The 24,394-nt window shown below is 70.5% G+C and carries 19 protein-coding genes; 6 read left to right on the plus strand and 13 right to left on the minus strand.

Translation table 11 applies throughout. From position 1 onward, the window contains the following. Positions 1-67 precede the first annotated feature (67 nt). From Adu01nite_RS18095 to Adu01nite_RS18130, 8 genes are all read right to left on the minus strand, one after another. On the minus strand, positions 68-805 hold the full coding sequence (locus tag Adu01nite_RS18095) for an L-type lectin-domain containing protein (protein WP_203728060.1): 738 nt from the start codon (positions 803-805) through the stop codon (positions 68-70). Between the two features lie 133 nt (positions 806-938). Next, the gene (locus tag Adu01nite_RS18100) at positions 939-2,063 is read right to left on the minus strand and encodes an aromatic ring-hydroxylating oxygenase subunit alpha (RefSeq protein ID WP_203728061.1); all 1,125 of its coding nucleotides are present in this window, start codon (positions 2,061-2,063) and stop codon (positions 939-941) included. After that, positions 2,060-3,208 (minus strand): N-methyl-L-tryptophan oxidase, encoded by a 1,149-nt coding sequence (gene solA / locus Adu01nite_RS18105; RefSeq protein WP_203728062.1) that lies wholly within the window; start codon positions 3,206-3,208, stop codon positions 2,060-2,062. Before solA ends, Adu01nite_RS18100 begins: the two co-directional genes overlap by 4 nt. A 9-nt stretch (positions 3,209-3,217) precedes the next feature. Continuing rightward, complete coding sequence (locus Adu01nite_RS18110; protein ID WP_203728063.1) at positions 3,218-5,545, minus strand: GcvT family protein; 2,328 nt, start codon at positions 5,543-5,545, stop codon at positions 3,218-3,220. 3 nt (positions 5,546-5,548) lie between these two features. Further along, the gene (locus Adu01nite_RS18115; RefSeq protein ID WP_203728064.1) at positions 5,549-6,502 is read right to left on the minus strand and encodes an ABC transporter substrate-binding protein; all 954 of its coding nucleotides are present in this window, start codon (positions 6,500-6,502) and stop codon (positions 5,549-5,551) included. Continuing rightward, positions 6,503-8,329, minus strand: coding sequence for an ABC transporter permease (locus Adu01nite_RS18120; RefSeq protein WP_239132500.1), 1,827 nt, complete (start codon positions 8,327-8,329; stop codon positions 6,503-6,505). It abuts the gene before it with no gap. A gap of 62 nt (positions 8,330-8,391) precedes the next feature. Next, positions 8,392-9,426, minus strand: a complete 1,035-nt coding sequence (locus Adu01nite_RS18125) for a quaternary amine ABC transporter ATP-binding protein (protein WP_203728066.1) — start codon at positions 9,424-9,426, stop codon at positions 8,392-8,394. Between the two features lie 13 nt (positions 9,427-9,439). Beyond that, positions 9,440-10,924 carry a GMC family oxidoreductase gene (locus Adu01nite_RS18130; RefSeq protein ID WP_203728067.1) on the minus strand — a complete coding sequence of 495 codons (1,485 nt, stop codon included), beginning with the start codon at positions 10,922-10,924 and terminating at the stop codon, positions 9,440-9,442. A gap of 153 nt (positions 10,925-11,077) precedes the next feature. On the opposite strand from Adu01nite_RS18130, the gene Adu01nite_RS18135 reads away from it, so the two are divergent. The 4 genes from Adu01nite_RS18135 (at position 11,078) to Adu01nite_RS18150 (ending at position 15,789) form a co-directional block, all read left to right on the plus strand. Beyond that, positions 11,078-11,842: a glycerophosphodiester phosphodiesterase family protein gene (locus tag Adu01nite_RS18135; protein WP_203728068.1), complete on the plus strand. Its 765-nt coding sequence runs from the start codon at positions 11,078-11,080 to the stop codon at positions 11,840-11,842. 354 nt (positions 11,843-12,196) lie between these two features. Continuing rightward, positions 12,197-13,606, plus strand: coding sequence for a hypothetical protein (locus tag Adu01nite_RS49135; protein WP_203728069.1), 1,410 nt, complete (start codon positions 12,197-12,199; stop codon positions 13,604-13,606). Positions 13,607-13,719: 113 nt separating this feature from the next. After that, a complete protein-coding gene (locus Adu01nite_RS18145) occupies positions 13,720-14,544 on the plus strand; it encodes a siderophore-interacting protein (RefSeq protein WP_203728070.1) in 825 nt (274 codons plus the stop codon). A gap of 51 nt (positions 14,545-14,595) precedes the next feature. Continuing rightward, on the plus strand, positions 14,596-15,789 hold the full coding sequence (locus Adu01nite_RS18150) for a CynX/NimT family MFS transporter (RefSeq protein ID WP_239132501.1): 1,194 nt from the start codon (positions 14,596-14,598) through the stop codon (positions 15,787-15,789). On the opposite strand, the gene Adu01nite_RS18155 is transcribed toward Adu01nite_RS18150, so the two are convergent. Continuing rightward, the gene (locus tag Adu01nite_RS18155) at positions 15,786-16,811 is read right to left on the minus strand and encodes an alpha/beta hydrolase (RefSeq protein ID WP_203728071.1); all 1,026 of its coding nucleotides are present in this window, start codon (positions 16,809-16,811) and stop codon (positions 15,786-15,788) included. The genes Adu01nite_RS18150 and Adu01nite_RS18155 overlap by 4 nt on opposite strands. Positions 16,812-16,875: 64 nt before the next feature. On the opposite strand from Adu01nite_RS18155, the gene Adu01nite_RS18160 reads away from it, so the two are divergent. Beyond that, entirely contained in the window at positions 16,876-17,652 is a 777-nt protein-coding gene (locus tag Adu01nite_RS18160) for a class I SAM-dependent methyltransferase (RefSeq protein WP_239132502.1), read from the plus strand. 2 nt (positions 17,653-17,654) lie between these two features. On the opposite strand, the gene Adu01nite_RS18165 is transcribed toward Adu01nite_RS18160, so the two are convergent. The 3 genes from Adu01nite_RS18165 to Adu01nite_RS18175 form a co-directional block, all read right to left on the minus strand. Further along, the gene (locus Adu01nite_RS18165) at positions 17,655-18,365 is read right to left on the minus strand and encodes a M23 family metallopeptidase (RefSeq protein WP_203728072.1); all 711 of its coding nucleotides are present in this window, start codon (positions 18,363-18,365) and stop codon (positions 17,655-17,657) included. Between the two features lie 116 nt (positions 18,366-18,481). After that, positions 18,482-19,600: an SPFH domain-containing protein gene (locus tag Adu01nite_RS18170; RefSeq protein ID WP_239132503.1), complete on the minus strand. Its 1,119-nt coding sequence runs from the start codon at positions 19,598-19,600 to the stop codon at positions 18,482-18,484. A 19-nt stretch (positions 19,601-19,619) separates the two neighbouring features. After that, on the minus strand, positions 19,620-19,805 hold the full coding sequence (locus Adu01nite_RS18175) for an NfeD C-terminal domain-containing protein (protein WP_239132504.1): 186 nt from the start codon (positions 19,803-19,805) through the stop codon (positions 19,620-19,622). A 131-nt stretch (positions 19,806-19,936) separates the two neighbouring features. Here Adu01nite_RS18175 and Adu01nite_RS18180 point away from each other — a divergent pair, with 131 nt between their 5' ends. Further along, positions 19,937-22,150: a hypothetical protein gene (locus Adu01nite_RS18180; protein WP_203728075.1), complete on the plus strand. Its 2,214-nt coding sequence runs from the start codon at positions 19,937-19,939 to the stop codon at positions 22,148-22,150. Positions 22,151-22,233: 83 nt separating this feature from the next. Here Adu01nite_RS18180 and Adu01nite_RS18185 read toward each other — a convergent pair whose 3' ends face one another. Further along, a complete protein-coding gene (locus Adu01nite_RS18185) occupies positions 22,234-24,321 on the minus strand; it encodes a M4 family metallopeptidase (RefSeq protein ID WP_203728076.1) in 2,088 nt (695 codons plus the stop codon). Positions 24,322-24,394: the final 73 nt, after the last annotated feature.

A 24,394-nucleotide genomic window follows, 5' to 3' on the forward strand; every position in this document is an offset into this window, starting at 1 on the left:
GGGGAGTTACGGCAGGCGTAGCCGGTGTCGCCGGACATGCGCGACACCGGCGGCGCCGGTGACGGGATCAGGCGCCGAAGCCCTGAACCGACCAGGAGTAGATGTCCTGCTTCGAGAGCGCACTGCCGGTGGCCGCGGTGAAGCCGACCCAGGCTTCCGTGTCGTTGATCTGGCGGGCCAGGTCGACGTTGTCCTCGAGCGCCAGCTGCTCCTCGGCACCGGCCCGCAGCGACTGCACGTAGACGCGCAGGTCGTTGGTGTCGGCGTCATAGGTGACCCGGGCCAGGAACGGCCGGCCGTAGAGCGGGATGGACGGTTCGGCCACGGTGTTGTGGACGTCCGGGTTGCCGCCCAGCACCACCGCAAGGTGGTTGCTGCTGGGGTCGGGCGTGTTCTGGAACGTGTCGAACTCGACCGCGACGCTCCTCTTGATGCCGCGGTAGCCGAGACCTCCGCCCCAGCCGCCGAGGGCGCGCGGGCCCTCGCTCTGCACCAGGAAGGCGATGCCGTCAGCACCGGGAGCGCCATGGTGCAGGTAAACCTTGAAAGTCGACTCGAACGAGTCGGTCACGTCGAGCTTCTGTCGGTCCCAGGCCGATCCGGCCTGGCGGAAACCGCCCGCCGACAGGCGCAGGATCCGCTGGTGGACCCGGCCGGACGAGGTGATGAGGTCGGCCGTGCCGTTGCGGTCGAGCGTCTTGGACGCCCCGGAGAAGGTCGGGTAATCGATAAGCGCGTCGTCGCGGGCGCCGAACGCGTTGGCGGGCGCCGTGGCGATCGTTATCGAGAACGTGAGAGCGGCCACGAGGCCGCCGCGAGCAACTCGCGAAGAACGTGAAGAGAACACGGTTCTGCGCTCCAATTCGGATGATTTGCCCTACTTGGACGTGGCCAAAGGTAGGACAATGCGCAGAGCCGCGTAAGCGAGTCGCGGTTATTTACCTCAAATTGGACTTCCGGGACGTAAGCCGATCTTGGGTCCATTGGTGGAAGGCCGCGATGTGGTGCTCACTGGGCACCAGGACGCCACCGGCGGCGTACGCCCGCGAGCTCATCGAGGGCTGACACCGTTCGCACGCCTCGAAGTCCTGCCGGTTGACCCGGTCGAACAGCTCCACCCCCGGCGACAGGTCGGCGCCCGACGCGACCACCTCGGGCGGATAGAGCCAGTCGCACTCGACGATCGTCCGGTCCGCGGACAGTGGATACATCCGGTGGAAGATCACGTGGTCCGGCACCAGGTTGATGAAGACCTGCGGCTTGATGGTGATCGCGTAGTAGCGCCGGTCCTGCTCGGCGGCGATCGTCGAGATCGGTCGCTGCCCGGCGCTGCCGTCCACCGTGAATCCCTCGACGTCCCGGCCGAACTCGGCACCGTGCCCGACGTAGTACTGGGCCGCGTACCCGCCGGCGAACTCCGGCAGCACGTGCACCAGCTCCGGATGGATCGTCGAGCAGTGGTAGCACTCCATGAAGTTCTCGATGATCAGCTTCCAGTTGGCCCGCACGTCGTAGGTGATCCGCCGGCCCACGGTCAGCGCGTCCAGGCCGTAGCGCTCGATCGAGGCGAGATCGCCGAGCCGCTCCACGCAGGCGCCCATCACCTCGTCCTCGAACGACGGCGGGGTGTCGGCCAGGCACACCCAGACGTAGCCGAGCCACTCGCGGACGTGCACCTTCCGCAGGCCGTACTCGACCCGGTCCACGTCCGGCATCTTCACCAGGTTAGGCGCGGCCACCAGCTTGCCGTCCAGGTCGTACGCCCAGGCGTGGTACATGCAGCGGAAGGTGCGCTTGACCGCGCCGGACTCCTCGACACACAGCTTGGCGCCACGGTGCCGGCAGACGTTGAGGAAGGCGCGCGCGGCACCGTCCTGAGCCCGGGTGACGAGGAGACTCTCCCGGCCGACCTCGACCGTGCGGTAGGCGCCGGGCGTGGCGACGTCCTCGCCGCGCGCCACGCAGAACCACATCTGCTCGAAGATCAGCTCCTGCTCGGCGGCGAAGATCGACGGGTCGGTGTAGTAGTGCCCGGCCAGGGTGGGCAGCAGCGACGAGGTCATGATGGCGCTCCGGTCAGCCGGCGGGGGTCGAACAGTCCGATCGGGTGGGCGGTCGTGCCGGTGGTGGCCAGGTCGGCGACGATCTCCCCGACCACCGGCACGAACTTGAACCCGTGCCCGGAGAAGCCGCAGGCCACGGTCACCGCCTCGTGCGCCGGGTGCCGGCTGATCACGAAGTGCTCGTCCGGCGTGGTGCTGTACATGCACGGCTCGCCGCGCAGGAACGCGCCGGGCAGGTCGGGCAGCCGCTTGCCGCAGTAGGCCGTCATCTCGGCGATCTCGCCCGGGTGCACCTCGGTGTCCAGGGTGTCCGGCGTGGTCGGCGTGCCCCGCCGGAAGAACGCGATCTTGGCGCCGCCGTCCGGCCCGTCGATCGCCGGGAAGCCGTAGATCTGGCCGCCCTCGGTGTCCTCCCAGATGTAGATCGGATGCCGGTCCGGCCGGAACGGGTCGATGCCGCCGCGCGGGGTGAACCAGAACTGCACCATCCGCTCGATCGCGAACGGCACGCCGAGGTCGGCGAGGAGCTCCGGCGCCCACGGTCCGGGCGTGATCACCAGCTGCCCGGCCGTGTAGGTGCCCTTCGCGGTGGTCACCCGCACCCCGTCGCCGGCCGGTTCCCAGCTGGTCATCGGCTCGTCGAAGCGCAGGTCGGCGCCCTTCCGCCCGGCCAGTTCCAGATTGGCCGCCACCGTCGCCTCCGGACGGACCAGGCCGGCCTTCGCCTCGAACAGGGCGATCTCGTCATGCTCCGGGGCCAGGGTCGGGAAGCGGCGGCGGATCTCGGCCGCGTCCAGGATCTCGTGCCGCAGGCCCCACTTCTCGGCGCTGGCCCGGCTGCCGGACACCGTCCGTGACTCCGGGCGGCCGATCATCAGGCCGCCGGTCAGCATGATCACGTCTCGGCCCGAGTCGGTCGCCAGCTGGTCGAACAGCTCGTAGGAGCGGAGCAGCAGCGGGACGTACTCGGCGCCCTCGAAATACGACTGCCGGGTGATCCGGGAACCGCCGTGGCTGGCACCGCGATCGTGCGCGGGACCGTACTTCTCCAGGCCGAGAACCCGCACCCCGCGGGCGGCGAGCTGCAGCACGGTGGCGCTGCCCATCCCGCCGAGACCGACAACGATCACATCGTACGAGGACATTGGTGCTCCTTATCGCCGAAGGCGCTCGTGCTTTGGATCAAAGAGCGGCTCGGCGGTCACGGTCGCCCGCAGCCGCCGATCGAAATAGCCGATCTCCACCTCGGTACCGGGGGCGGTCACCGGCAGCCACGCATAGGCGATCGGCGCGCCGATGGTGTGCCCGAAGGCCGCGCTGGTGACGTGCCCGACCGCCTGCCCGTCGAGATAGACCGGTTCCCGCCCCAGCGGCACATGGCCCGCATCGGCCAAGACCAGACAGGTCAGCAGCCGCTCCGGAGAGGTGCTTTCGACGTCGCCACGCACCGCGAAGCCGAGCCCGGCCTGCCAGGGGTCGTCCTCGGTGGTCATGTCGACACCCCAGGCGCGGTAGCCCTTCTCCAGGCGCAGGCTGGTGAACGCGTGCCGCCCGGCCGCGATCAGGCCATGCTCACGACCGGCGTCCCACAGCGTGTCCCACAGCTTCCGCCCGTACTCGGCCCGCGTGTAGATCTCCCACCCGAGCTCCCCCACGTAGGAGAGGCGCAGCATGGTCACCGGAACCGCCCCGAGATAACCCTCCCGGCACTGGAAATACTTGAACCCTTCCGTGCGTACGTCGATGTCCGTCAACGGTTGCACCAGGTCCCGCGCCGCCGGCCCCCAGAGGCCGACCCCGCAGGTGCCGCCGGTGACGTCACGGACCGTGACCCCGTCCGGGGCGTGCCGCAGCAGCCAGTCGAGGTCGAGCGGCCCGTTCACGCCGATCTGGAAGCGGCTCTCGCCGAGCCGGGCCACGGTGATGTCGCTGCGGATGCCACCGGCCTGGTCGAGCAGCAGCGTGTAGACCACGGTGCCGACCGGACGGTCGACGTTCCCGCTGGTCAGCGATTGGAGAAAGCCGACCGGGCCGAGGACTTCGAGGCGGGTCAGCGGGGTCATGTCGTAGAGCGCCACCGTCTCCCGGGTCAGCCGGGCCTCGGTCGCCGCGATCGGCGACCAGTGCCGCGCCGACCACTCGTCCCGGGCCGGCGGGTCGGCCGGTGCCGGGTTGCTCGCGTACCAGAGCGGACGCTCCCAGCCGGCCGCCTCGCCGAAGACCGCGCCCAGCTCGGCCTGCCGCTCGTGGAACGGACTCACCCGCAGGTCCCGCACCGACGGCGGGTCGAGCGGATGCAGGATGTCGTAGACCTCGACGAAGCTGCGGATCGACCGCTCCCGCACGTAGGCCGGGGCCAGCTGCGCCGGGTCGAACCGGTTGAGGTCGCATTCGTGCAGGTCGTCGCCGGGCCGGCCGGTGACCATCCACTCGGCGACGGCCCTGGCGGCGCCGGCCGAGTGGGTGACCCAGATGGCCTCGGCGGTCCAGAAGCCCGCCAGGTCGCGGGACTCGCCGAGCAGCGGGAAGCCGTCGGCGGTGAACGAGAAGACACCGTTGAAGCCGTCGGTCGGCTCGGCGTCGCGCACCGCGGGCAGCAGGTCCCCGGCCGCCGCCCACGACTCGGCGAACGTGTCCGGGGTGAACGCCAGCATCGACGGATGCGCCCCGGCGGCCAGGCCGTCGAGGTCGACCGGCATCGGCTCGTGCAGGTAGGAGCCGACGCCGAGGGTGTCGCCGTGCGCCCGGAAATACAGGTCACGGTCCTGGTGGCGCAGGATCGGCAGGTCGTCGGCCGCCCCGACCGGCGTGGTCCGGGCGTACTGGTGGGCCATCGGCAGCAGCGGGATCGGCACCCCGGCCAGGGCACCGATCCGCGGCCCCCAGAAACCGGCGCAGCTGACCACGATCTCGGCCGGGAAGTCGCCGTCCGCGGTGCGGACCCCGACCACCCGGCCGCCGAGCTGCAGGATCTCGACCACCTCGGCGCCGCCGACGAACCGGGCGCCGCGCATGGCCGCCCGGGCCGCCTGCATCTCGCACGCCTTCACGGCCAGCGCCAGCCCGTCCGTCGGCACGTGCAGCCCGCCGAGCACCCGGTCCTTGTCGACCAGCGGGAACAGCTCGGCGCAGGCGGCCGGGTCGACCACCGCCGAGCCGATCCCCCACGACTGCCCGTACCCGAAGCGGCGGTGCAGCTCGGCCAGCCGCTCCGGGGTGGTGGCCACCTCGAGGCTGCCGACCGAGCGGAAACAGTCGAGGCCGGCCAGCTTCTCCACGGTGTAGCGGGCCATCCGGGCCATCGTCCGCGACGGGTTGGTCTGGAAGACCAGCCCCGGCGCGTGCGAGCTGGACCCGCCGGTCACGAAGAGCGGGCCCCGCTCCAGCACGGTGACCTCGGTCCAGCCGCGCGCGGTCAGCTCATCGGCGAGCGAGCAGCCGACGATGCCGGCACCGATGATGACCACCTTCGGTCCGGGCATGGGTCAGCTCCCCGCCGGGATCCACGGCTTCCAGGTCGACTCGTGCTCGTTTACCCACTTCTCGGCCGCCTGGTCGGCGCTCATGCCCTGGTTGGTGAGGTAGTCCGAGACGAGGTTCTGGTCGTCGTTGGTCCACTGGAAGTTCTTGATCAGCTGGTAGGCGGTGCTGTTGGCGTCCGCGAACTTCTTGCTGGCGATCTTGTCGAGCTCGTCGATGGGATAGTCGCAGGCGACCTTCTTCGGGTCGGCGTCGCAACCCGCGGTGTACGGCGGCAGCGTGATCCGGGCGTACTTCTCCTTGGCGAACAGCCACTGCGGCTCGTAGAAGTAGAAGAGCAGCGGCTTCTTCTGCGCGGTGGCCTGCTGGGCCGCCTTGATGATCGCCGCCTCGCTGCCGGAGAAGACCACGGTGTAGTCCAGCTTCAGGGTGTTGACCAGCGCCACGTCGTTGGTGACGTAGGACGGGTCACCGTCGAGCAGCTGCCCTTTGCCCTTCGACTCGGAGGTCTTGAAGAGGCTCGCGTACTTGTTGAGGTTCTTGTAGTCGGTGATGTCCGGGTACTGGTCGGCCATCCACTGCGGGACGTACCAGCCGATCAGGCCCTTGTTGCCGGTCTTCCCGACCTCGACCGCGACCTTCTTCTGCTCGATGTAGGTCTTCTTCAGGTCGGCGTGCCCCCAGTTCTCCAGGATCACGTCGACCTCGCCGGTCTCGAAGCCCTGCCAGGAGACCTCCTCCTTGAGCTCCTTCTTGTCGACCTTGTAGCCGAGCTTCTTCTCGAGGAGGTAGCCGACCACCGCCGCGTTGGACTCGTAGCCGACCCACGGGTTGACCGCGAGGTTGACGGTGCCTTTCGCGCCCGCACTCGGCGCGGTCTCGCCCGCGCCCGAGGTGGCGCCGCCGCAGGCGGTCAGGGTCAATATCAGAGCCGCCGAGGCAGCCGTCCGCAGTCTCATCTAGCGAGGTCCCTTCGCATGGTGGAAACCCTGGGTAAGGCGGTCGAGCAGGATGCCGAGCAGGACGATGGCGAAACCGGCCGCGAGGCCCTTGCCGAAGTCCTCACGCTGGGAGAAGCCGGCGACCACGTCGTAGCCGAGGGCGCCCGCGCCGACCAGGCCACCGAGGACGACCATCGCCAGGACCATGACGATCCCCTGGTTGGCGGCGAGCAGCAGGCCGCCGCGGGCCATCGGCAGCTGCACCTTCCAGAGCAGCTGCCACGAGGTGGAGCCGGCCGCGGTGGCGGCCTCGACCACGGTGGCCGGCACGTCCCGCAGCCCCCGGTCGACGAGCCGGACCACCGGCGGGAAGGCGTAGACGAAACCGGCCACCACCGCGGTGAAGCGGCTCGCGCCGAAGAGCGCCACGGCCGGCAGGAGGTAGACGAAGGACGGCATGGTCTGCGCGGCGTCCAGCACCGGGCGCAGGCCGGCCGCGAACCAGTCGTGCCGGGCCGACCAGATGCCGAGCAGGACCCCGATCGCCATCGTCAGCACGATCGTGACCAGCACCGTGGCGAGCGTCTGCATGGCGTGCTGCCACAGCCCGAGCCCGGCGATCCCGGCCGCGGCCAGGCCGGCGATCCCGGCCGTCCGCCACCCGCCGACCAGCGCGCCGAAGGCCGCTACCACCAGCACGAAGAGCCACCAGGGGGTGGTCGTGAGCACGGTTTCGAGCGGGTCGAGCAGCCCGGCGCTGACCGCGTTCTTGAGCCATTCGGTGGCGTCGTACCAGTGCAGCTCGATCCAGCCGGTGAGGTCGTTGACCGGCGCCGCGAAGGAGACCCGCGGCAGGTCCTCGCCGATCGGCAGCAGCGCGACCACGACCACCGCGACCAGCGCCGCGGCCGCAGCGGCCCATCGGCCCCGGCCCCACCGGCCGGCCCGGCGGCGGGCCGCGCCGGCGGTGATCCGGTCCAGCACCACCGCCATGACCACGATCGCCAGGCCGGCGTCGAAGGCGGCACCGACGTTGACCCGTTCGAGGGCCTGGACGATGTTCTGGCCCAGGCCGGGCGCGTTGATCAGGGCGGTGATCACCACCATCGACAGCGCCATCATGATCGTCTGGTTGACCGCGAGCACGATGGTCGGCCGGGCCAGCGGCAGCCGCACCTTGGTCAGCAGCTGCCGCCCGGTCGAGCCGAGCGCGGTGGCCGCCTCGACCGTGGTCACCGGCACCTCGCGGATGCCCAGTTCGGTGATCCGGATGGTGGCCGGCACCGCGTAGATCAGGGTGGCGATCACCGCGGCCGGCTCGCCGATCAGGAAGAGCAGCGTCATCGGCGCGAGGTAGGCGAAGGTCGGCATGATCTGCATGACGTCGAGCACCGGCCGCAGCGCCGCGCCGACCCAGCCGACCCGGGCCGCGAGCACCCCGATCGGCACCCCGATCAGCACCGCGAGCAGCACCGCCGAGACGGTCAGCACGAGCGTGTCGACGCTCTCCGTCCACAGTCCGAGAAACCCGAACGCGAGGAACCCACCCAGCGCGACCAGGGCGGTCCGCCACCCGGCCAGCACCGCGGCCAGCGCGGTGACCGCCGCGACCAGGCCCGCGAACCCGAGCCCGGAGAGCCCGCTCCGCACCGCGTCGACCAGCAGGCGCACCCCGAGCCGCACGTAGTTGACGCCGTAGAGGAAGACCGGGCTGGTGTCCCGGTTGGCGTCCACCCAGTCCCGCACCTGGGTGAAGAACCGGAACGCCGCCGCGTCCTCGGAGTCGGCGGCGGCATCGGTGCGAAAAACGAGATACCCGACGACCGCGGCGACAACCAGGAGCACCGGCAGGACTCGCCCCCATCGCGGAGCCCCCGCCCTAAGCACCGGCCGCGTCATCGTCGCCGTCATACCGGGACCTGGCGGTGGTGGCCGATCAGGGCCGGCAGCAGCTGGTCGGCGTCGACCACGCCGACCCGGCGGTCGCCGTCCACCACCGGGATCGGGAGTTTCGCCCCGAGCACCCGCGGGATCGCGTCGCGGATCACCGTGGCCGCGGGCAGGGGCTGGTCCTCGACGGTCTCGCCGGGGGCCGGGTCGCGCATGATCCACTTCAGGGTCAGGACGTCGGAGCGCGGGACGTCCCGGACGAAGTCCGCCACGTAGTCGTCGGCCGGGTCGCCGACCAGGTCCTCGGGGGTGCCGACCTGCACCAGCTCGCCGTCGCGGAGCACCGCGATCCGGTCGCCCAGGGTCAGCGCCTCGGCCAGGTCGTGGGTGATGAACAGCAGCGTCTTGCCGACCTCGGCGTGCAGCCGGCGCACCTCGGCCTGCATGTCCCGGCGGATCAGCGGGTCCAGGGCGCTGAACGGCTCGTCGAAGAGCAGCACGGCCGGGTCGATGGCGAGCGCCCGGGCCAGCCCGACCCGCTGCTGCATGCCGCCGGACAGCTGCTCCGGGTATTGCTGCTCGTGGCCGTCCAGGCCGACCAGCGCGAGCATCTCGCCGGCCCGCCGATGCCGTTCGGCCCGGCCCACTCCCTGGATCTCCAGGCCGTAGGCGACGTTGTCCAGCACCGACCGGTGCGGCAGCAGCCCGAAGTGCTGGAAGACCATCGCCACCCGGTGCCGGCGCAGCTCCCGGAGCCGGCGCGGGTTCATCTCCCGGACCGGCTCGCCGTCGATGCCGATCTCGCCGCTGGTCGGTTCGATCAGCCGGGTCAGGCAGCGCACCAGCGTCGACTTGCCACTGCCGGACAGCCCCATCACCACGAAGACCTCGCCGGCCTCGACCGCGAAGCTGACGTCCTTGACCGCGGCCAGGCAGCCGGTCCGGGCCCGCAGCTCGGCCCGGGGCAGGGCGGCCAGCTCGGTGCCGACCACCCGCTCCGGTTTCGGGCCGAAGACCTTCCACAGGTGCTCGACCGTGATCGTGGACGTCATGTGCCCTCCGGGCCTACTTCAGATCGGCGCTGATCAGGTCGGCGGCGCGTTCCCCGATCAGGAACACCGCCACCATCGGGTTCACCGTGGGCATCGTCGGGAAGACCGAGGCATCGGCGATGCGTACGTTCGGGAAGCCGCGCAACCGCAGCTCGGGGTCGACCACGGCCAGCTCGTCGCCGGCCGCGCCCATCCGGCAGGTGCCGGCCGGATGGAAGACGGTGTGGTGGGCGGCCCGGCCGTAGGCGGAGAGCTCCTCGTCGGTGCGCAGCGCCGGGCCGGGGGCGATCTCCCGGGCGATCCAGGAGGCGAACGGCTCGGTGGCGGCCACCTCGCGGGCCAGCCGCAGGCCGTCCACGATGGTCTGCTCGTCGTAGCCGCCGGCGTCGGTGAAGTAGCGGAAGTCGAGCAGCGGCTTGGTGCCCGGGTCGGCGTCGGCCAGGGTGAGCCGGCCCGCGCTGCGCGGGCGCGGCACGTTCGGGGTCATCCCGAAGCCGTGCGCGGGCACGTCGTACCCGAGCCGTGCGGTGTTGACCGTGAACGGGATCTGATAGAGGTGGAACATCAGGTCGGGGCGCTCGGCCGACGGGTCGCGGCGGACGAACAGGCCGGCGTCGGAGTCCATCGCCGACATCGGCGGGATCGGCCTGCTCGCCTCCCAGAGGATCAGCGACTCCGGGTGGTCGAGCAGGTGCTCGCCGACGCCGGGCACGTCCGCCCGCACGTCGATGCCGAGCCGTTCCAGGTCGGCGGCCGGGCCGATGCCGGAGAGCAGCAGCAGTCGCGGGGTGTCGATCGCGCCCGCGCTCAGCACGTACTCGTGCCGGGCCTTGATGATGTTGACCTCGTCGCCCTGCCGGACCGTGACGCCGGTCGCCGGGTCGAGATGGAACGCCCAGGTCTCGGTCATGATCGTGAGGTTCGGGCGGTCGAGGTGCGGGTGCAGGTAGGAGACCGAGGCGGAGGAGCGGACGCCGGTCTCCGGGTGGTAGCCGACCGAGAAGAAGCCGGTGCCGTCGACGAACGGCGACGCGTTGAAGTCCTCGACGATCGGCACGCCGAGCGCGGTGTGGCAGGCGGCCACGAAGTCGGCGGCGAGCGGATTGCGCGGTTCGGCCACCGGGGTGATGTTGACGGCGAGGCGTTTCCAGTACGGCAGCATCTCGTCGTAGGACCAGCCGGTCGCCCCGGCCGCGACCCAGTCGGCGAAGTCGCCGGGCAGCGGCAGGAAGCTGATCATCGTGTTGTGCGAGGAACATCCGCCGAGCACCCGGGCCCGCGAGTGCCGCAGGTGCGAGTTGCCGCGCGGCTGCTCGACGATCGGATAGTCGTAGTCGAACTCGGTCTCCAGCAGGTTCAGCCAGTTCCGCAACTGCAGAACCCGCTGGTCACCCACGTCCGAAGGGCCGCCCTCGATCAGGCACACCCGCACCGCCGGGTCCGCGGACAACCGGGAGGCGATGACCGAACCGGCCGTCCCACCTCCGACGATGACCACGTCGAACTCGCTCGCGTCCAGCTTGCGCCACCTTCCGTCGCGCCGTGATCACACCTTGGTCAGCAACTCCCAAGATCGTCAATGGCATCGACAGACTTTTACCTCTGCGCAACAAACGCGTCCTTTCAAGATCAGCCTCGGTAGAATCCGGTCGTGCCGGCCCACCCGTATCTGGACGCCCCGACCCCCCTCGCGTTCGCCCACCGCGGCGGCGCAGCGGACGGCGACGAGAACACCGCCGAGGCGTTCGAGCGGGCGGTGAAGCTCGGCTATCGATACGTGGAGACCGACGTCCACGCCACCGCCGACGGCGTGCCGGTCGTCTTCCACGACGCCACCCTGGAACGGCTCACCGGCCAGGCCGGGCGGATCGCCGACCTGCGCTGGTCCGACCTGGCCACGCTGCGGGTCGGCGGGGCGGCCGCCATCCCCCGCCTCGAGGACGTCCTGGTGGCCTGGCCGGACATCCGCTTCAACATCGACGTCAAGGCCGACTCCGGTGGTGCGCCCACGGTGGACACCGTCCGCCGGGCCGGCGCGCAGAGCCGGGTCCTGCTGGCGTCGTTCAGCGACGCCCGCCTGGCGACGCTGCGCCGCCTGGCCGGCCCGGCGGCGGCCACCTCCCTCGGCATGCGCGGGGTGGCCCGGCTCCGGCTGGCCTCGCTGGCCGGCGCCCGCCTCCGGTTGCCGCCCTCGGTGGTGGCGGCCCAGGTCCCGGTCCGGCACGGCCGGTTCCGGGTGGTGGACCGCGCGTTCCTCCGGAGCTGCCACCGCTCCGGGTTGCAGGTGCACGTCTGGACGGTGGACTCCCCGGCCGAGATCAACCACCTGCTCGACCTCGGCGTCGACGGCATCATGACCGACGACCTGACCGCCCTGCGGGACACCTATGCGGCCCGCGGAAGCTGGCCCGAATAGCGCAGAACAATGGGCGCCTGATTCATACTCATAGCGACCTCTCAGGTTCGCACGGTCGCGAATGGTTTACATTTCATGGGCGGTGCGGGGCGAGCGGCCGGTGCGCGGGGGCGTACAGCGGGCTCTGTCGATCTTCGCAGGTCAGCGAAATTTATCGTGATCTTGTTGAACTCCGAGCATCATCCGTTCGGAGGATGCTCGGGGTTCGAACCCGCCGCCATATCTTTTCTTTAAGACTCGACCAAGAATTCATCAAATTGGCTTCCTTAATTGCTATTTCGCGGGCTGCCTCTTACCGTCTGGGAGCCGGTTGTCAGGGAACCGGGCAGATTCTTCGAAAAAGAGGTATCGCGCATGCGTAGGTCGGCTTACCGACGTGCTGCCGCGCCATCCGGCGGCAACCGGCGGCTCCTCGCGGTCGGTGCGGTGATCGCCGCACTCGGCGCGGTCGTCGCGTTCACCACGATCTCCAGCGCCGCCGAGAACGACGTGCCCGCGGGCAGCGGCGCCGGCAAGGTGGTCAACGGCCAGGTGATCCTCACCGACACCTGCGTCGACTCGAACCTTCTGGCGCACGACGGCTTCCAGAAGGGCGACCGCTGCGTCTCCACCGAGTTCGGTGAGGTCAGCGCCGCGAAGAACAACCCGTCGCTGCTGATCACCCAGTCGCCGCGGACGGTTCAGGTCAACACCCCGTTCACGCTCAAGGTCAGCACCCGCAACCTGATCCGCGACCGCTTCCTCGCGGCCGGCGCCGGTGGGTACTACGTGGAGAGTTCGGTGCTGCAGAACGGCATCGAGCGCGGCCACTTCCACACCGCGTGCCGGATGCTCACCTCCACCCGGGAGGCGCCCGACCCGTCGCCGGTGCCCGCGTTCTTCGTGGCCACCGAGGACAAGAAGGGCAGCCAGACCCCGGACGAGGTCACCATCCAGGTGGCCGGCCTGCCGCAGGAGGGCACCGCTCAGTGCGCCTCGTGGGCCGGTGACGGCTCGCACCGCGTGCCGATGATGGAGCGCGCCAACGAGACCCCGGCCATCGACGCGATCCGCATCCGGGTCACCGCCACCCCCGCCGGCAACAACGGCGGCGGCAACAACGGCGGCCAGCAGGGCGGGAATAACGGCGGCAACAACGGCGGCGGCCAGCAGGGCGGCAACAACGGCGGCCAGAACAACGGCGGGGGCCAGAACAACGGCGGTAACAACAACGGTGGGAACAACGGCGGCACCGCCACCACCGCGCCGACCACCGCTCCCACGCCGACCGCCACGGCCACCGCCGCTCAGCCGGACACCAAGAGCGACTTCACGCCGAAGGCGACGATCACCACCACGAAGCCGGCCACCACGCAGACCAGCAAGCCGGCCACCACGAGCACCAGCAAGCCTGCTTCCACGCGTACCACCGAAAGCAGCGAGGAAAGCAGCAGCGACAGCAACACCACCGAGAGTGACGCGACCGAAAGCTCGACGAAGTCGGAGGTGACCGCGAAGCCGAAGGCGAGCAAGAGTTCCGAGGCCGCGGCGTCCGACTACACCTACTCGAACGACGACGGTGTGCTGAACTCCGGCGAGAAGGCGCCGACGATCGACCAGGTCGCGGCGAAGACCACGCAGCAGGACCAGAAGAGCGGCGGGGTGCTGGCGCTGACCGGCACCAACACGGTCGCCTTCCTCGGCGGCGCGGTCGTGATGATGCTGGCGGGCCTCTCGCTGATGGCGTTGACCCGGCGCCGTCGCCCGGGTACTCCCTGGCAGTAGTACCGCGATGTGCACGGCGGCCCGGTCGAAATCGACCGGGCCGTCTTGTCGTATGCGGGATCGGAAGAGGTGAGGGTAGCCTTACCACTGATTCCGAGCGGAAGAGGACCAGCATGCCGAACAGGCCGGCGCGACCTGCCCACCGGGCAGTCGTCACCCGCGTGGAGCAGCTCACCCCGCACATGGTCCGCGTGGTCGTCGGCGGCGAGGGCCTGCGCGCGATCGAGGCGGGCTCCTGTACCGACCACTACGTGAAGGTGCTGTTCAAGCAGCACGGCTTCGACTACCCGGAGCCGTTCGACATGGGCGCGGTCCGCGAGACCATGCCGCGCGAGGCGTGGCCGGTCGTCCGGACGTACACGATCCGCCGCTGGCTCCCCGAGATCCCGGAGATGTGGATCGATTTCGTGGTGCACGGCGACGAGGGCGTGGCCGGCCCGTGGGCGCTGCGGGCCCGGCCCGGCGACGAGTTCCACTTCATGGGCCCGGGTGGCGGCTATGCGCCCGAGGCCGAGTCCGGCTGGCACCTGCTGGCCGGCGACGAGAGTGCGCTGCCGGCCATCGCCGCGGCCCTCGAACGCATGCCCGCCGGTGCCCTCGTGCACGCGTTCATCGAGGTCGACGGCCCCGACGAGGAGCAGAAGGTGGAGACCGAGGCGCCGATCGTCTGGCTGCACCGCGGCGCCCGCCCGGTCGGCGAGCTGCTGGCCGAGACGGTCCGCGCCCTCGACTTCCCGGCCGGCAAGCTGCAGGCGTTCGTGCACGGCGAGGCCAACTTCGTGAAGGACATCCGGGCGTTCCTGCGTAAGGAGCTCGCCATCCCGCTCGACCAGTTGTCGATCTCCGGCTATTGGCGTCGCGGCCTCAACGAGGACGGCTGGCAGTCGACCAAGCGCGAGTGGAACCAGCAGGTCGAACAGGAGCAGGAAGCCGTGTGAGTGGGGGCACTCCCCCGCGCGTTTCCGGTGTGTGACACCGATGATGTGTAAGTGGTGACCGCGGAAGAGCAGCTGACAATCGATTCCCGTCGCAGCCGGATCGCCGCGGTGGTCGCCCTGCTCCTGGCGGCGCTCAACCTGCGCCTCGCGGTGACCAGCATCGGCCCGGTGCTCAGCGAGATCCGCGACGGGCTCGGCATGAGTTCGACCACGGCCGGGCTGCTCACGTCGGTCCCCGTCATCTGCTTCGCCACCGTCGGCCTCGCGGCGCCCCGGCTGGCTCGGCGCTTCGGCGCCGCTCGCGTGATCATCGTCGGCCTGTCGGTGCTCGCGGCCGGCCTCGCGCTGCGCCCCTACGCCCCCGGCGTCGCCCTGTTCCTACTGCTCAGCCTGGTGTCACTGGGTGGCATCGCGGTCGTCAACGTGCTCCTGCCGGTGATCGTCAAGGAGAAGTTCCCGACCCAGGTCGGCACCATGACCGGCCTCTACTCGGTCGCCCTCAACCTCGGCGCCACGCTCGCGGCGGCCGCGACGGTTCCGCTCACCCACGCGTTCGGCGGCAGCTGGCGGCTCGGCCTGGCCTGCTGGGCGATCCTGGCCACGGTCGCGCTGCCCGCCTGGCTCCCGCTGACCCGGGAACCTTTTTCCCAGGGCCCAGTGACAAAAGCCGATGATCTGGTACGGGTGAGCCGGCACCCGGTGGCGTGGGCCCTCGCCGTGTATTTCGGCATGCAGTCCACCTCGGCGTACGTGATCATCGGCTGGCTCCCGCAGATCTACCGCGACGCCGGTCTCTCCGCCGACGAGGCGGGCCTGCTCTTCGCCACCACGTCGTTCCTCGGCGTGCCGCTCGGCCTGGCGCTGTCCGCCCTGGCCGGCCGGCTGCGCAGCCAGAGCGTCATCGCCGCGACCCTCGCCCTGTTCGGCATCGCCGGTTACGCCGGCCTGTGGTGGGACCCGGCCGCCGCGCCCTGGCTGTGGGTGATCCTGCTGGGCATCGTGAACACCGCGTTCCCGCTGGTCCTCACGATGATCGGGCTGCGCGGCAGCTCGCCCGCGACGGTGGTGAAGCTGTCCGCCTTCGCGCAGAGCGTGGGGTACCTGCTGGCCATTCCCGGCCCGATCCTGATCGGCCTGCTGCACGACCACACCGGTGGCTGGCGGGTACCCCTCGCCTTCATGATCGCCCTGATGGTCCCGCAGCTGATCGCCGGCGTCTACGCCGGCCGGGACCGCCAGATCTAGGTCAACTTCAGCAGCTCCGCGGCCACCTCGGTCGGCCGCTCCACGTGCGGCGAGTGCCCGCAGTTCTCGTAGACGACCTCGGTGTACGGCCCGTAGCGCTCGAACACCGCCCGGGTCTGGCTCACCATCGGCTGCGGCGGCGCGGCGTCCGCTCCCGGCCAGCCCGGCACCAGGCCGATCGAGCCGAGGTAGGCGAGGTCGAAGAACGAGGTGTCCGAGACGATCGCGTCCCGATCGCCGCGCACCCAGGTGATCGGCGGCTTCACCGGCACCGCCACCAGCGCGTCGGCCACGTTGAAGTGGTTCGGCGCCATCGTGTTGAGCACACCCCGGTCGCCCGGCCCGATGCCCGGCCAGGTGTCCACCGGCTTGCTGTCGCCCGGGTAGTTGTCGTCCCCGATCGCGGTGCTCAGCACGGTGTCGAGCAGCAGCTGCTCGTCGGCGCCGAGGCTGGCCGGGTCGGCCACGTAGGCGGTGCGCAGCACGGTGAGCGGACTGGTCGGGCTGTCGGCGCTGCGATCGCCGGCGAGGATCCGCTGCACGAAGTCGGGGTTGGCGCCGCCACCGCCGGTGCCGGCGAAGTCGGGCAGCGGAGTGCCGTCGAGGTCGCGGGTGCCGCCGAAGCCGTACGGGCTGAGCGGCGCCTCCAGCAGCAGGTTCTTGAACCGCTCCGGGTGATCGACGAGCAGTTGCATGGCAACGCCGCAGCCCATCGAGTGGGCGACGAGGGTGACCTTTTCATCACCGGCGAACAGCGCCGGATCGTCGAGGAGGGCGGCCACGTCGTCGGCGAAGTCGCGCAGACCCCGGGTGGCGTCGACCGGCGCGGTCTCGGAGCTTCCGTACCCACGCAGGTCCGGGGCGACGATCCGCAGGGTGGGCGGCAGGTGCCGCAGCAGTGGCCGCCAGAAGGCGGCGGACGAACAGTTGCCGTGCACGAGCAGCACCGGGGTGCCGTCGGCCGGGCCGTCGACCAGAACGTTGAGGGAGATGCCGCGGACGGCGACGGAGACCTCTTCCATCGCCGAAGCCTCCCACCGCGGGCCGCGGGCGCGCAGTGTGGTCGGCACACATATCCTACCGGGTATGGCCGGTGACGTGTGGGCTGTCGGTGCCGCCTACGAGGCATACGTGGGCCGCTGGAGCCGCCCGGTGGCCGCCGAGTTCGTGCGGTGGCTGGCGGTGCCGCCCGGCGCGCGCTGGCTGGACGCCGGCTGCGGCACCGGCGCGCTGACCGGCGCGATCTTCGCGGCCGCCGCCCCCGCCCTGGTGGTCGGGGCCGACATGTCCCTGGGTTTCCTGCGCGAGCCCCGCGCCGGCACCGTGCTGAACGCCGACGCGGCCGCCCTGCCGCTGGCGGCCGACGCGTTCGGGGCGGTGGTGAGCGGCCTGGCCCTGAATTTCGTGCCGCACCCCGAGCAGGCCGTCACCGAGTTCGCCCGGGTGGCCGCCCCCGGCGCGACGGTGGCGTCGTACGTCTGGGACTACGCCGACGGCATGCAGTTGATGCGCTGGTTCTGGGACGCGGCCCGCGCGGTCGACCCGGCGGCAGCCGCCGAGGACGAGGCCGTCCGCTTCCCGATCTGCAACCCGGCCGGCCTGGCCGCCGCCTGGACCGCGGCCGGCCTGGATGACGTCGAGACCAGGCCGATCACGGTCCCGACCGTGTTCACCGATTTCGACGACTACTGGCAGCCGTTCCTGGGCGGCCAGGGCGCGGCCCCGGCCTATCTGTCCCGGCTCGTTCCGAACCGCCGCTGGGAGATCCGCGACCTGCTGGACGCCCGCCTGCCCCGCCGCCCGGACGGCTCGATCGCCCTGACCGCCACCGCCTGGGCGATCCGCGGCCGGACGCCGGGGTGAGCTCAGGCGTCGGCGGTGGGCGCCTTGGGGCAGCCGTTCTTCTTCTGCCAGGCCTTGACCGCGGCGACCGGGGACTTCTGGCCGTCCTTGCGCCATGAGTCCAGGTAGGGCCACGGGTAGAGGGTGCCGCGCTGGTTCCACCAGTCGCCCTGCTTCGCGCACGGCGGGGAGATGCCGAAGTGCAGGTGGCAGGCGCTCGCGTCGCCGGTGTCGCCGGTCTTGGCCAGGGTCTGGCCGGTCTTCACCCGGGCGCCGGGCTCGATGCCGTCGGCGATCGAGGACAGGTGCGAGCCGTAGTAGCGGACGCCGTCGTCGCCGAGGATCGACACCGACAGGCCGCCCCGGGTGGCGCCGTCGTTCTTCTTCGCCGTCCAGGTGTCCTTGGCCGACACGGCCAGGACCACGCCGCTGGTCACCGCCACGAACTTGTTGCCGCACGCCGTGATGACATCGGACGCCGGGTAGTCGTGGTGGGTGCGGGCGTAGCTGTTCTTGCCGATCACCGGGAACGTGTAGGTGACCTTCGTGGCGGCGGTGGCGGACGGCGACGGGGCGGCCGCGGTGGCGGCGGGTGGAGCGGCCGCCGAGGTGGGCAGGCTCTGGGTGGAGCCGGCCCAGATCGGCCCGGAGTCGCCCTCCGGCTTGCCGGAGCAACCGGCAGCGGCGGTGAGGGTGAGACCGATGGCCGCGCCGGCCAGGACGAGTTTCCGCATCAAGGGCAGCAAAACGACATTTTCTTCCTGTGGGGGACCGACGGCCCAATATAACCAGGCCCGTGCACGGCGCAACCCGAGCCGACCAGGCCGGCCGGCTCGGGAAGAACCGCAACTCAGGCGACCGACCTCGGCGCGATCGGCGCCACCGCGGTGCCGGGAGGCGTCTCCCCCCGCAGGCCGCCGCGCAGCGTCTCCAGCATCGTCATGCCCTGCGCGGCCAGCGACGCGACCACGCTGTTCAGGCCCTCGGCGCCGTCGAGCACCGTGACATTCGCCCCCTGCAGGCCCTCGGCGGCGGCCCGCATCATCTCCGGCAGCTTGTCGATGATCGCCTGGTCGAGGGCGATCCGGCCCTGGGCGGCGGCGGCCTCGGCGGACAGCTTGGTGGCGTCGGCGTCGGCCCGGGCCAGGGCGCGGATGCGCTCGGCCTCGGCCTCGGCCGGGCGGATCACCTCGGCGATCAGCTGGGCCTGGCGCAGCTCGGCGTTCTTCTGCGCGACGACCGCCTGCTCGGCCAGCACGTCCTGCGCGGCGCGGGCGGCGGCGAGCGGGCCGGCCTGGGCGGACGTCTGCTGGGCCTGGTCGATCTCGGCCTGATACTGAGCCTTGGCGATCGCCGTCTGCCGAGCGTATTCGGCCTGGTGGCGGATGCTCTCCTGCTGGGCCATGGCGCTGGCCCGGTCGGCCTCGGCGTAGGCGATCTTCGCCTCCTGGTTGACCCGGGCCTCGTGCACCGCGGCCAGCGCCTTGATGTAGCCGGCGCCCTTGTCGTCGATGCTGCTGATCTGCAGCGAGTCGACGGCCAGGCCGATCCGGGCCATCTCGGTCTTGCTGGCGTCGACGATCGCGTCGGCCAGGGTCTGCTGCTCCCGGATGATCGACTCGACGGTCATGCTGCCGATGATGCTGCGCAGGTGGCCGGAGAAGATCCGGCCGACCAGGGTGGGCATCTGCGACTGGTCACCCTGGAAGCGGCGGGCCGCGGCGGCGATCGAGTCGTGGTCGTCGCCGACCTTGAACGCGATGACCGACTGCACCGCCAGGATGATGCCCTGCTTGGTGTAGCAGTCCTCGATGACCTCGGCCTCCTGCATGGCCAGGGTCAGCCGGGTGGCCTTGGAGAAGACGGGCGCGACGAACACGCCGTGCCCTGTGACGATCTTGAACGGCAACGCGTCCGCACCCCGCTGCTTGCGACCACTGATCAGCAAGGCTTCGTTGGGGGCGGGCACCCGATAACCGAACACTGTCCTACGACCCTTCTTCGACGGGCCATGGCTCGACGTCGACCTGGCGCGCGCCACGGTGGTTGATGACGAGGACCTCGGCACCGGCGGCGATGGGTGTCGCCGCGAACGCCAGGTAGTAGTGCGCCAGACCATCCACCTTCAGACGCACCTCGCCCGCGCGCTCGCCGCCGCGGATCGCGGTGATCACCGTGCCCACTCTGCCGACCAGCGCCTGACTCGCCACGACTGCATTGTGCTCCCGGGGTGCGACAGTTCGCTCGCCCAGTGATCGACGTCTAGCTGACACCATCGACGGCCGTGACGGCCTACGGTCTCTGCATGGTGGGACGGCTCCGCGCGGCGGAGGATGCGGCGGCGGAGCAGGAGTCCGCGCCGGTGCCGGCGCGGCCGCCGGTGCAGAGCAACCAGGAGACGGTGGCCAGGCTCGGCGCGGCTCCGAACGGCCGCGACGACGTCGCGGCGATCGGCGGCCTGGCGGGCAACCGCGCGGTGGCGCAATGGCTGGGCTCCGATGTGAGTACGCCGTCGGCCGGCCCCGCGGGTCCGCTGGCGTTCGGCCCTGCGCCGCCCGGCCCGACCACCAACGGGCCGGGAACTACTACCGGCGTACCCCAAAAAGCGCCGGCGCCGCCGCAGCCCGCCGGCACGACGCCCCCGGTGGCGAAGGTGGCGGAGCCGCCGCCACCGATCGACTGGATCGAGGCCCTCCCCGCGCACATCAAGCGGCAGATCGACAACTTCAGCGAGGGCCAGGTCAAGGCGGCCGACGCCGGCAACCAGGCGCTGCTGGACGCGCGGGCCCGCAACCGGGTGACCTTCATGAAGACCATGCGGTGGGCGATGGGCAACGACGACGCCGTGATCCAGAAGCACTTCGAGGAGATCCAGCCGATCGACGTGGGCGACGGCGAGCAGCTGTGGGCGCACGTCTCGACCCGGGAGCGGCTGCTGGAGGTGAAGGCCGAGCTGGAGGCGCAGGGGGTGCCGATGCCGGGCACCACGGTGGGTCTGGGGATGCGCGGCGACCATCTGTTCCGGGTGGAAAAGAAGCTGAGCCGGGGCTGGTTCACGCACGCGGCCGGGTTCGCGGTCGACTGGCGGGCGGCCGCGACGCCGAAGATCAAGGACCCGCGGCTGATCGCGCTGTTCGAGATGGTGACCGGCGGCCGGCCGGACATGAAGACGAGTGTCGAGAGCGACAAGCGGATCGACCTGGAGATCAAGATGGGGGCCGGCACCGCCGACGCCGTCGAGTCGAAGAAGCTGCTCGACTCGGTGGAGGCGGAGTACAAGCGGCTTCAGGAGGGGTCGGAGAAGTTCAAGACCGACCTGCCGGCCGGCACCATGGATCGGCTCCGGGAGCTGGAGCAGGCCCGCTTCGCGGTGCCGACCGCCCAGCGCAAGCTCGCCCGGCTGCTGGCCAAGCGGCCGAAGGCGAAGCCGGAGGAGATCCAGGCGGCGAAGGACGCGGTCGCGGCGGCCGAGAAGCACTACACGGAGGTCCGCACCAAGATCGGCCCCGACCTGCCGAAGCTGTTCGAGCCGTGGACGAAGAAGATCGACGAGAAGATCGCCGTGCTCGACCAGCACTTCAAGGATGCGAACATCGACGTCGAGCTGCTGACCAGCGACTTCGGCCTCCAGGAGCGGGCCGACAAGATCACCGCGCTGCAGCAGGCCGACGCCGGGGCGGCCCGGAAGGCCGGCCCGGAGGTCGGCAAGCTGCGGCAGCTGCATCAGGACGCGGTGGCGCTGCAGGCCCGGATCGACGCGGCGAAGGCGGCCGGTCTGTCCGACCCCGACCTCGCCAAGGTCGAGGAGGCGGTCGGCGGGGTGCTGCGCGGCGTGGACCCGCTGGAGGAGGCGCTGACCGGGATCGTGCCGAAGGCGAAGTTCGAGATCAAGCCGGCCAAGGTGGGCTCGGCCAAGGAGACGGTCGCGACGCTGAAGGCGGCCGCCGACAAGCTCGGGCCCCGCTTCACCGACCTGGCCAAGCGGATCGTGCCGGCCGCCGCGACGTTCGACCAGAACGAGGCCGACGTCGTCACCACCAAGGAGGACCTCGCGCTGCGCCGCAAGTTCCGGGACGACAAGACGGCGGTGCTCGGCAAGAAGAAGATCGACACGTTGATCGACGAGAAGTTCCAGCTGCTGACGCTCAAGAGCCTCAAGGACGGGCTGATCAACAACACCGACGGCTTCGTCTTCGGGTCCAAGCTGGACGTCAACGACCCGGCCCTGGACCAACTCTTCGGGCTCATGCCGGAGAGCCGGGGCGGCTTCTTCACCCCGGACCCCGAAGGGGGAGAGAACGAGGCGAAGGCCGGCAAGTTCAGCGGGGAGCACGGCTACGGCCTGATGTTCGTCAAGTCGATGGTCGCGCACGGCTTCGAGCCGGGGATGGCCTGGCGCGGCGGTTCCGACCCGATGCACTTCGAGCTGGCCGAGGGCCGCAAGTTCCTGACCAGCGCGGGCGCGGACCCGGTCGAGGCGGGCGCGACGCTGCGGGCGGTCGAGGCCATCATTCCGTAGACAACAGGATTCGGTCCACAAAAGGGGAGGACCGACGCCGACCACCAGCGCCGATCCTCCCACCTTTGGGGGGTGTTGAAGCCTCAGCTCACGTTGAGGGCGGTGTTGTCGACCTGGAACGACGTCGCGAGGGAGGAGTCCTCCACGCCGCTGAACGAGATCGTCACGGTCTGGCCCTTGAGCGAGGAGACGTCGAAGGACTTCAGCGCCCAGGTGGCCTTGTTGAGGTTGGAGTAGGTCGCCAGCGTCGTGGAGCCCGCCTTGACCGTCAGCTTGTCGTACGCCGTCGTGGTGCTGGTCTCCGACGACGTGATCTTCAGGTAGAAGCTCAGCGTCGCGGCGGAACAGGTCGACGGGATGGTCACCGACTGCGTGAGCGTGTCGGTGTGGGCGGAGCCGTAGCCGTCGAGCCAGGCGAAGTAGGTGCCCGCGTACGGCGTGTTGGTGCCGGACGCCGTCGAGATCACGCCGGACGTCTGGGTCCAGGTGGTCGCGCCGCTCTCGAAGCCGTTGTTACCGAGCAGCTGCGCCGAGGTGCAGGTGCCGCTGGTCGGGGCGGTCGTCGGGGCGGTGGTGGGCGTCGTCGTCGTGCCCGTGGTGGGCGCGGTCGTCGGCGCGGTGGTGCTGGCGGTGCAGGTCGGGTCGGCCGTCTGAGCCGGCACGCTGACCGCGGTCCAGGCCGCCTTGACCGTGTTGAACGCGGTGCAGTCGGTCGGGTACAGGCTCTTGGCCGCGGTGAGCGTCCAGGTCCGGTACTTGAGGTACGAAGACGACGAGGTCTTCAGCAGCATCGCGTTGTACATGATCGTGATGGCCTTCTGGATGCCGAGGCCGGTGATCGTGGTGCTGTTACAGGTCGTCGAGGCGGGCTGGCCGTTGCCGCTGGTGCCCTGCGCGAGCAGGTAGAACCAGTGGTTACCGGGGCCGGCCGCGGCGTGCACCTCGTCGCTCGGAGTGCTGCTGGAGTAGCAGTTGTCGTCGCCGAGCGCCGACGGGTTGTACATGTTGCGGATCTCGCCCGAGCCGACCAGGTTGACCTCTTCGCCGACCAGGTAGTCCGGCGGGTCGTTCGCGTTGTTGAGGTACCACTCGGTCGCCGCACCGAACGTGTCGGCGACGAACTCCTGAGTGCCGCTGGCCGAGATGCCACCGGGGGTGGTGTCGTCGATGCCGTGGCCGAGCTCGTGGCCCAGCACGTCCGCCGACGAGATCCACTGACCGGCGGTGTTCTTGCCGATCTGCACCTGGGTGCCGTCGTAGTACGCGTTCTGGTCGTTCAGGCCGACCCGGATCGGCCACGCGCCGCCGGAGCCGTCCTGGCCGTTACGGCCGAGCCATGCCGAGAGCATCTTGGTCTGGCCCTCGCCGACGTAGAGGCCGTCGACGCAACCGGTCTCCTTGCTGGTGCCGACGCCGGTGCCCCAGACGTTGTCGGTGCCGCTGAACGTCGTGTTGGTCGACGCGTCCTGGCACTGCATGGTGGCCTGGGTGGAGGACTTCATCGAGTACGTCGAGCCGGACAGCGTGGTGTCGATCGACACCGAGCCGTTGATCCAGCCGGAGCCGGTCCCGGTCACCTCGGTGACGTGCTCCTTGGTGCCGAGCACGGCACCGGTCTGCGCGTCGACGTTGACCGTGAGCCGGCTGGCACCCTCGGCGCCGGTGCCGTTGACCGTGGTCTGCCAGGCCAGCTTGGCGGCCTTGCCTTCCGCGGCGACCACGACGAGCTTGGTGCCCTCCACGCCGGAGACCGTCTTGAGCTGCGCCTTGGCCGTGGCCTGGGCCGCCGTGTCGGCGATCTTCGGGGTGACGGACAGCTCGCCGATCGGGCTGCTCTGCGCGACCGAGGTGTACTTGGTCGCACCGCTCGCGTCGGTCAGGACGACGAAGTCGCCGCCCTCGACCTTCAGGCCCTTGTAGAACCGGAGGTACGGGGTGTAGTTGAGACCGTGCGACGAGAGGACGGCCTGACGCTGGAACGTGTCGCTCGAGCTGGCCTGAAGGACGGCAGGCTTGCTGGCGACGAGAGCGTCGGCCTTGGTGGCGGCGAGCTTGACGGCGGCGGCGGGATCGATCGGCTCTGCGGTGGCCGGCCCGGCCACCGAGACCAGCGCGCCGGCAGCCGCGGTACCGGCTGCTAGCGCGATGATCAGGGGGGTTCGACGTTTCACGCGGGTACTCCTTTTTCTGCCCGGGGGTTTGGGCAGGCTCAAGGTCCAGTGGACGATAAGTCACACCAGGACG

Source organism: Paractinoplanes durhamensis, assembly GCF_016862175.1.
Classification (GTDB): Bacteria; Actinomycetota; Actinomycetes; order Mycobacteriales; family Micromonosporaceae; genus Actinoplanes; species Actinoplanes durhamensis.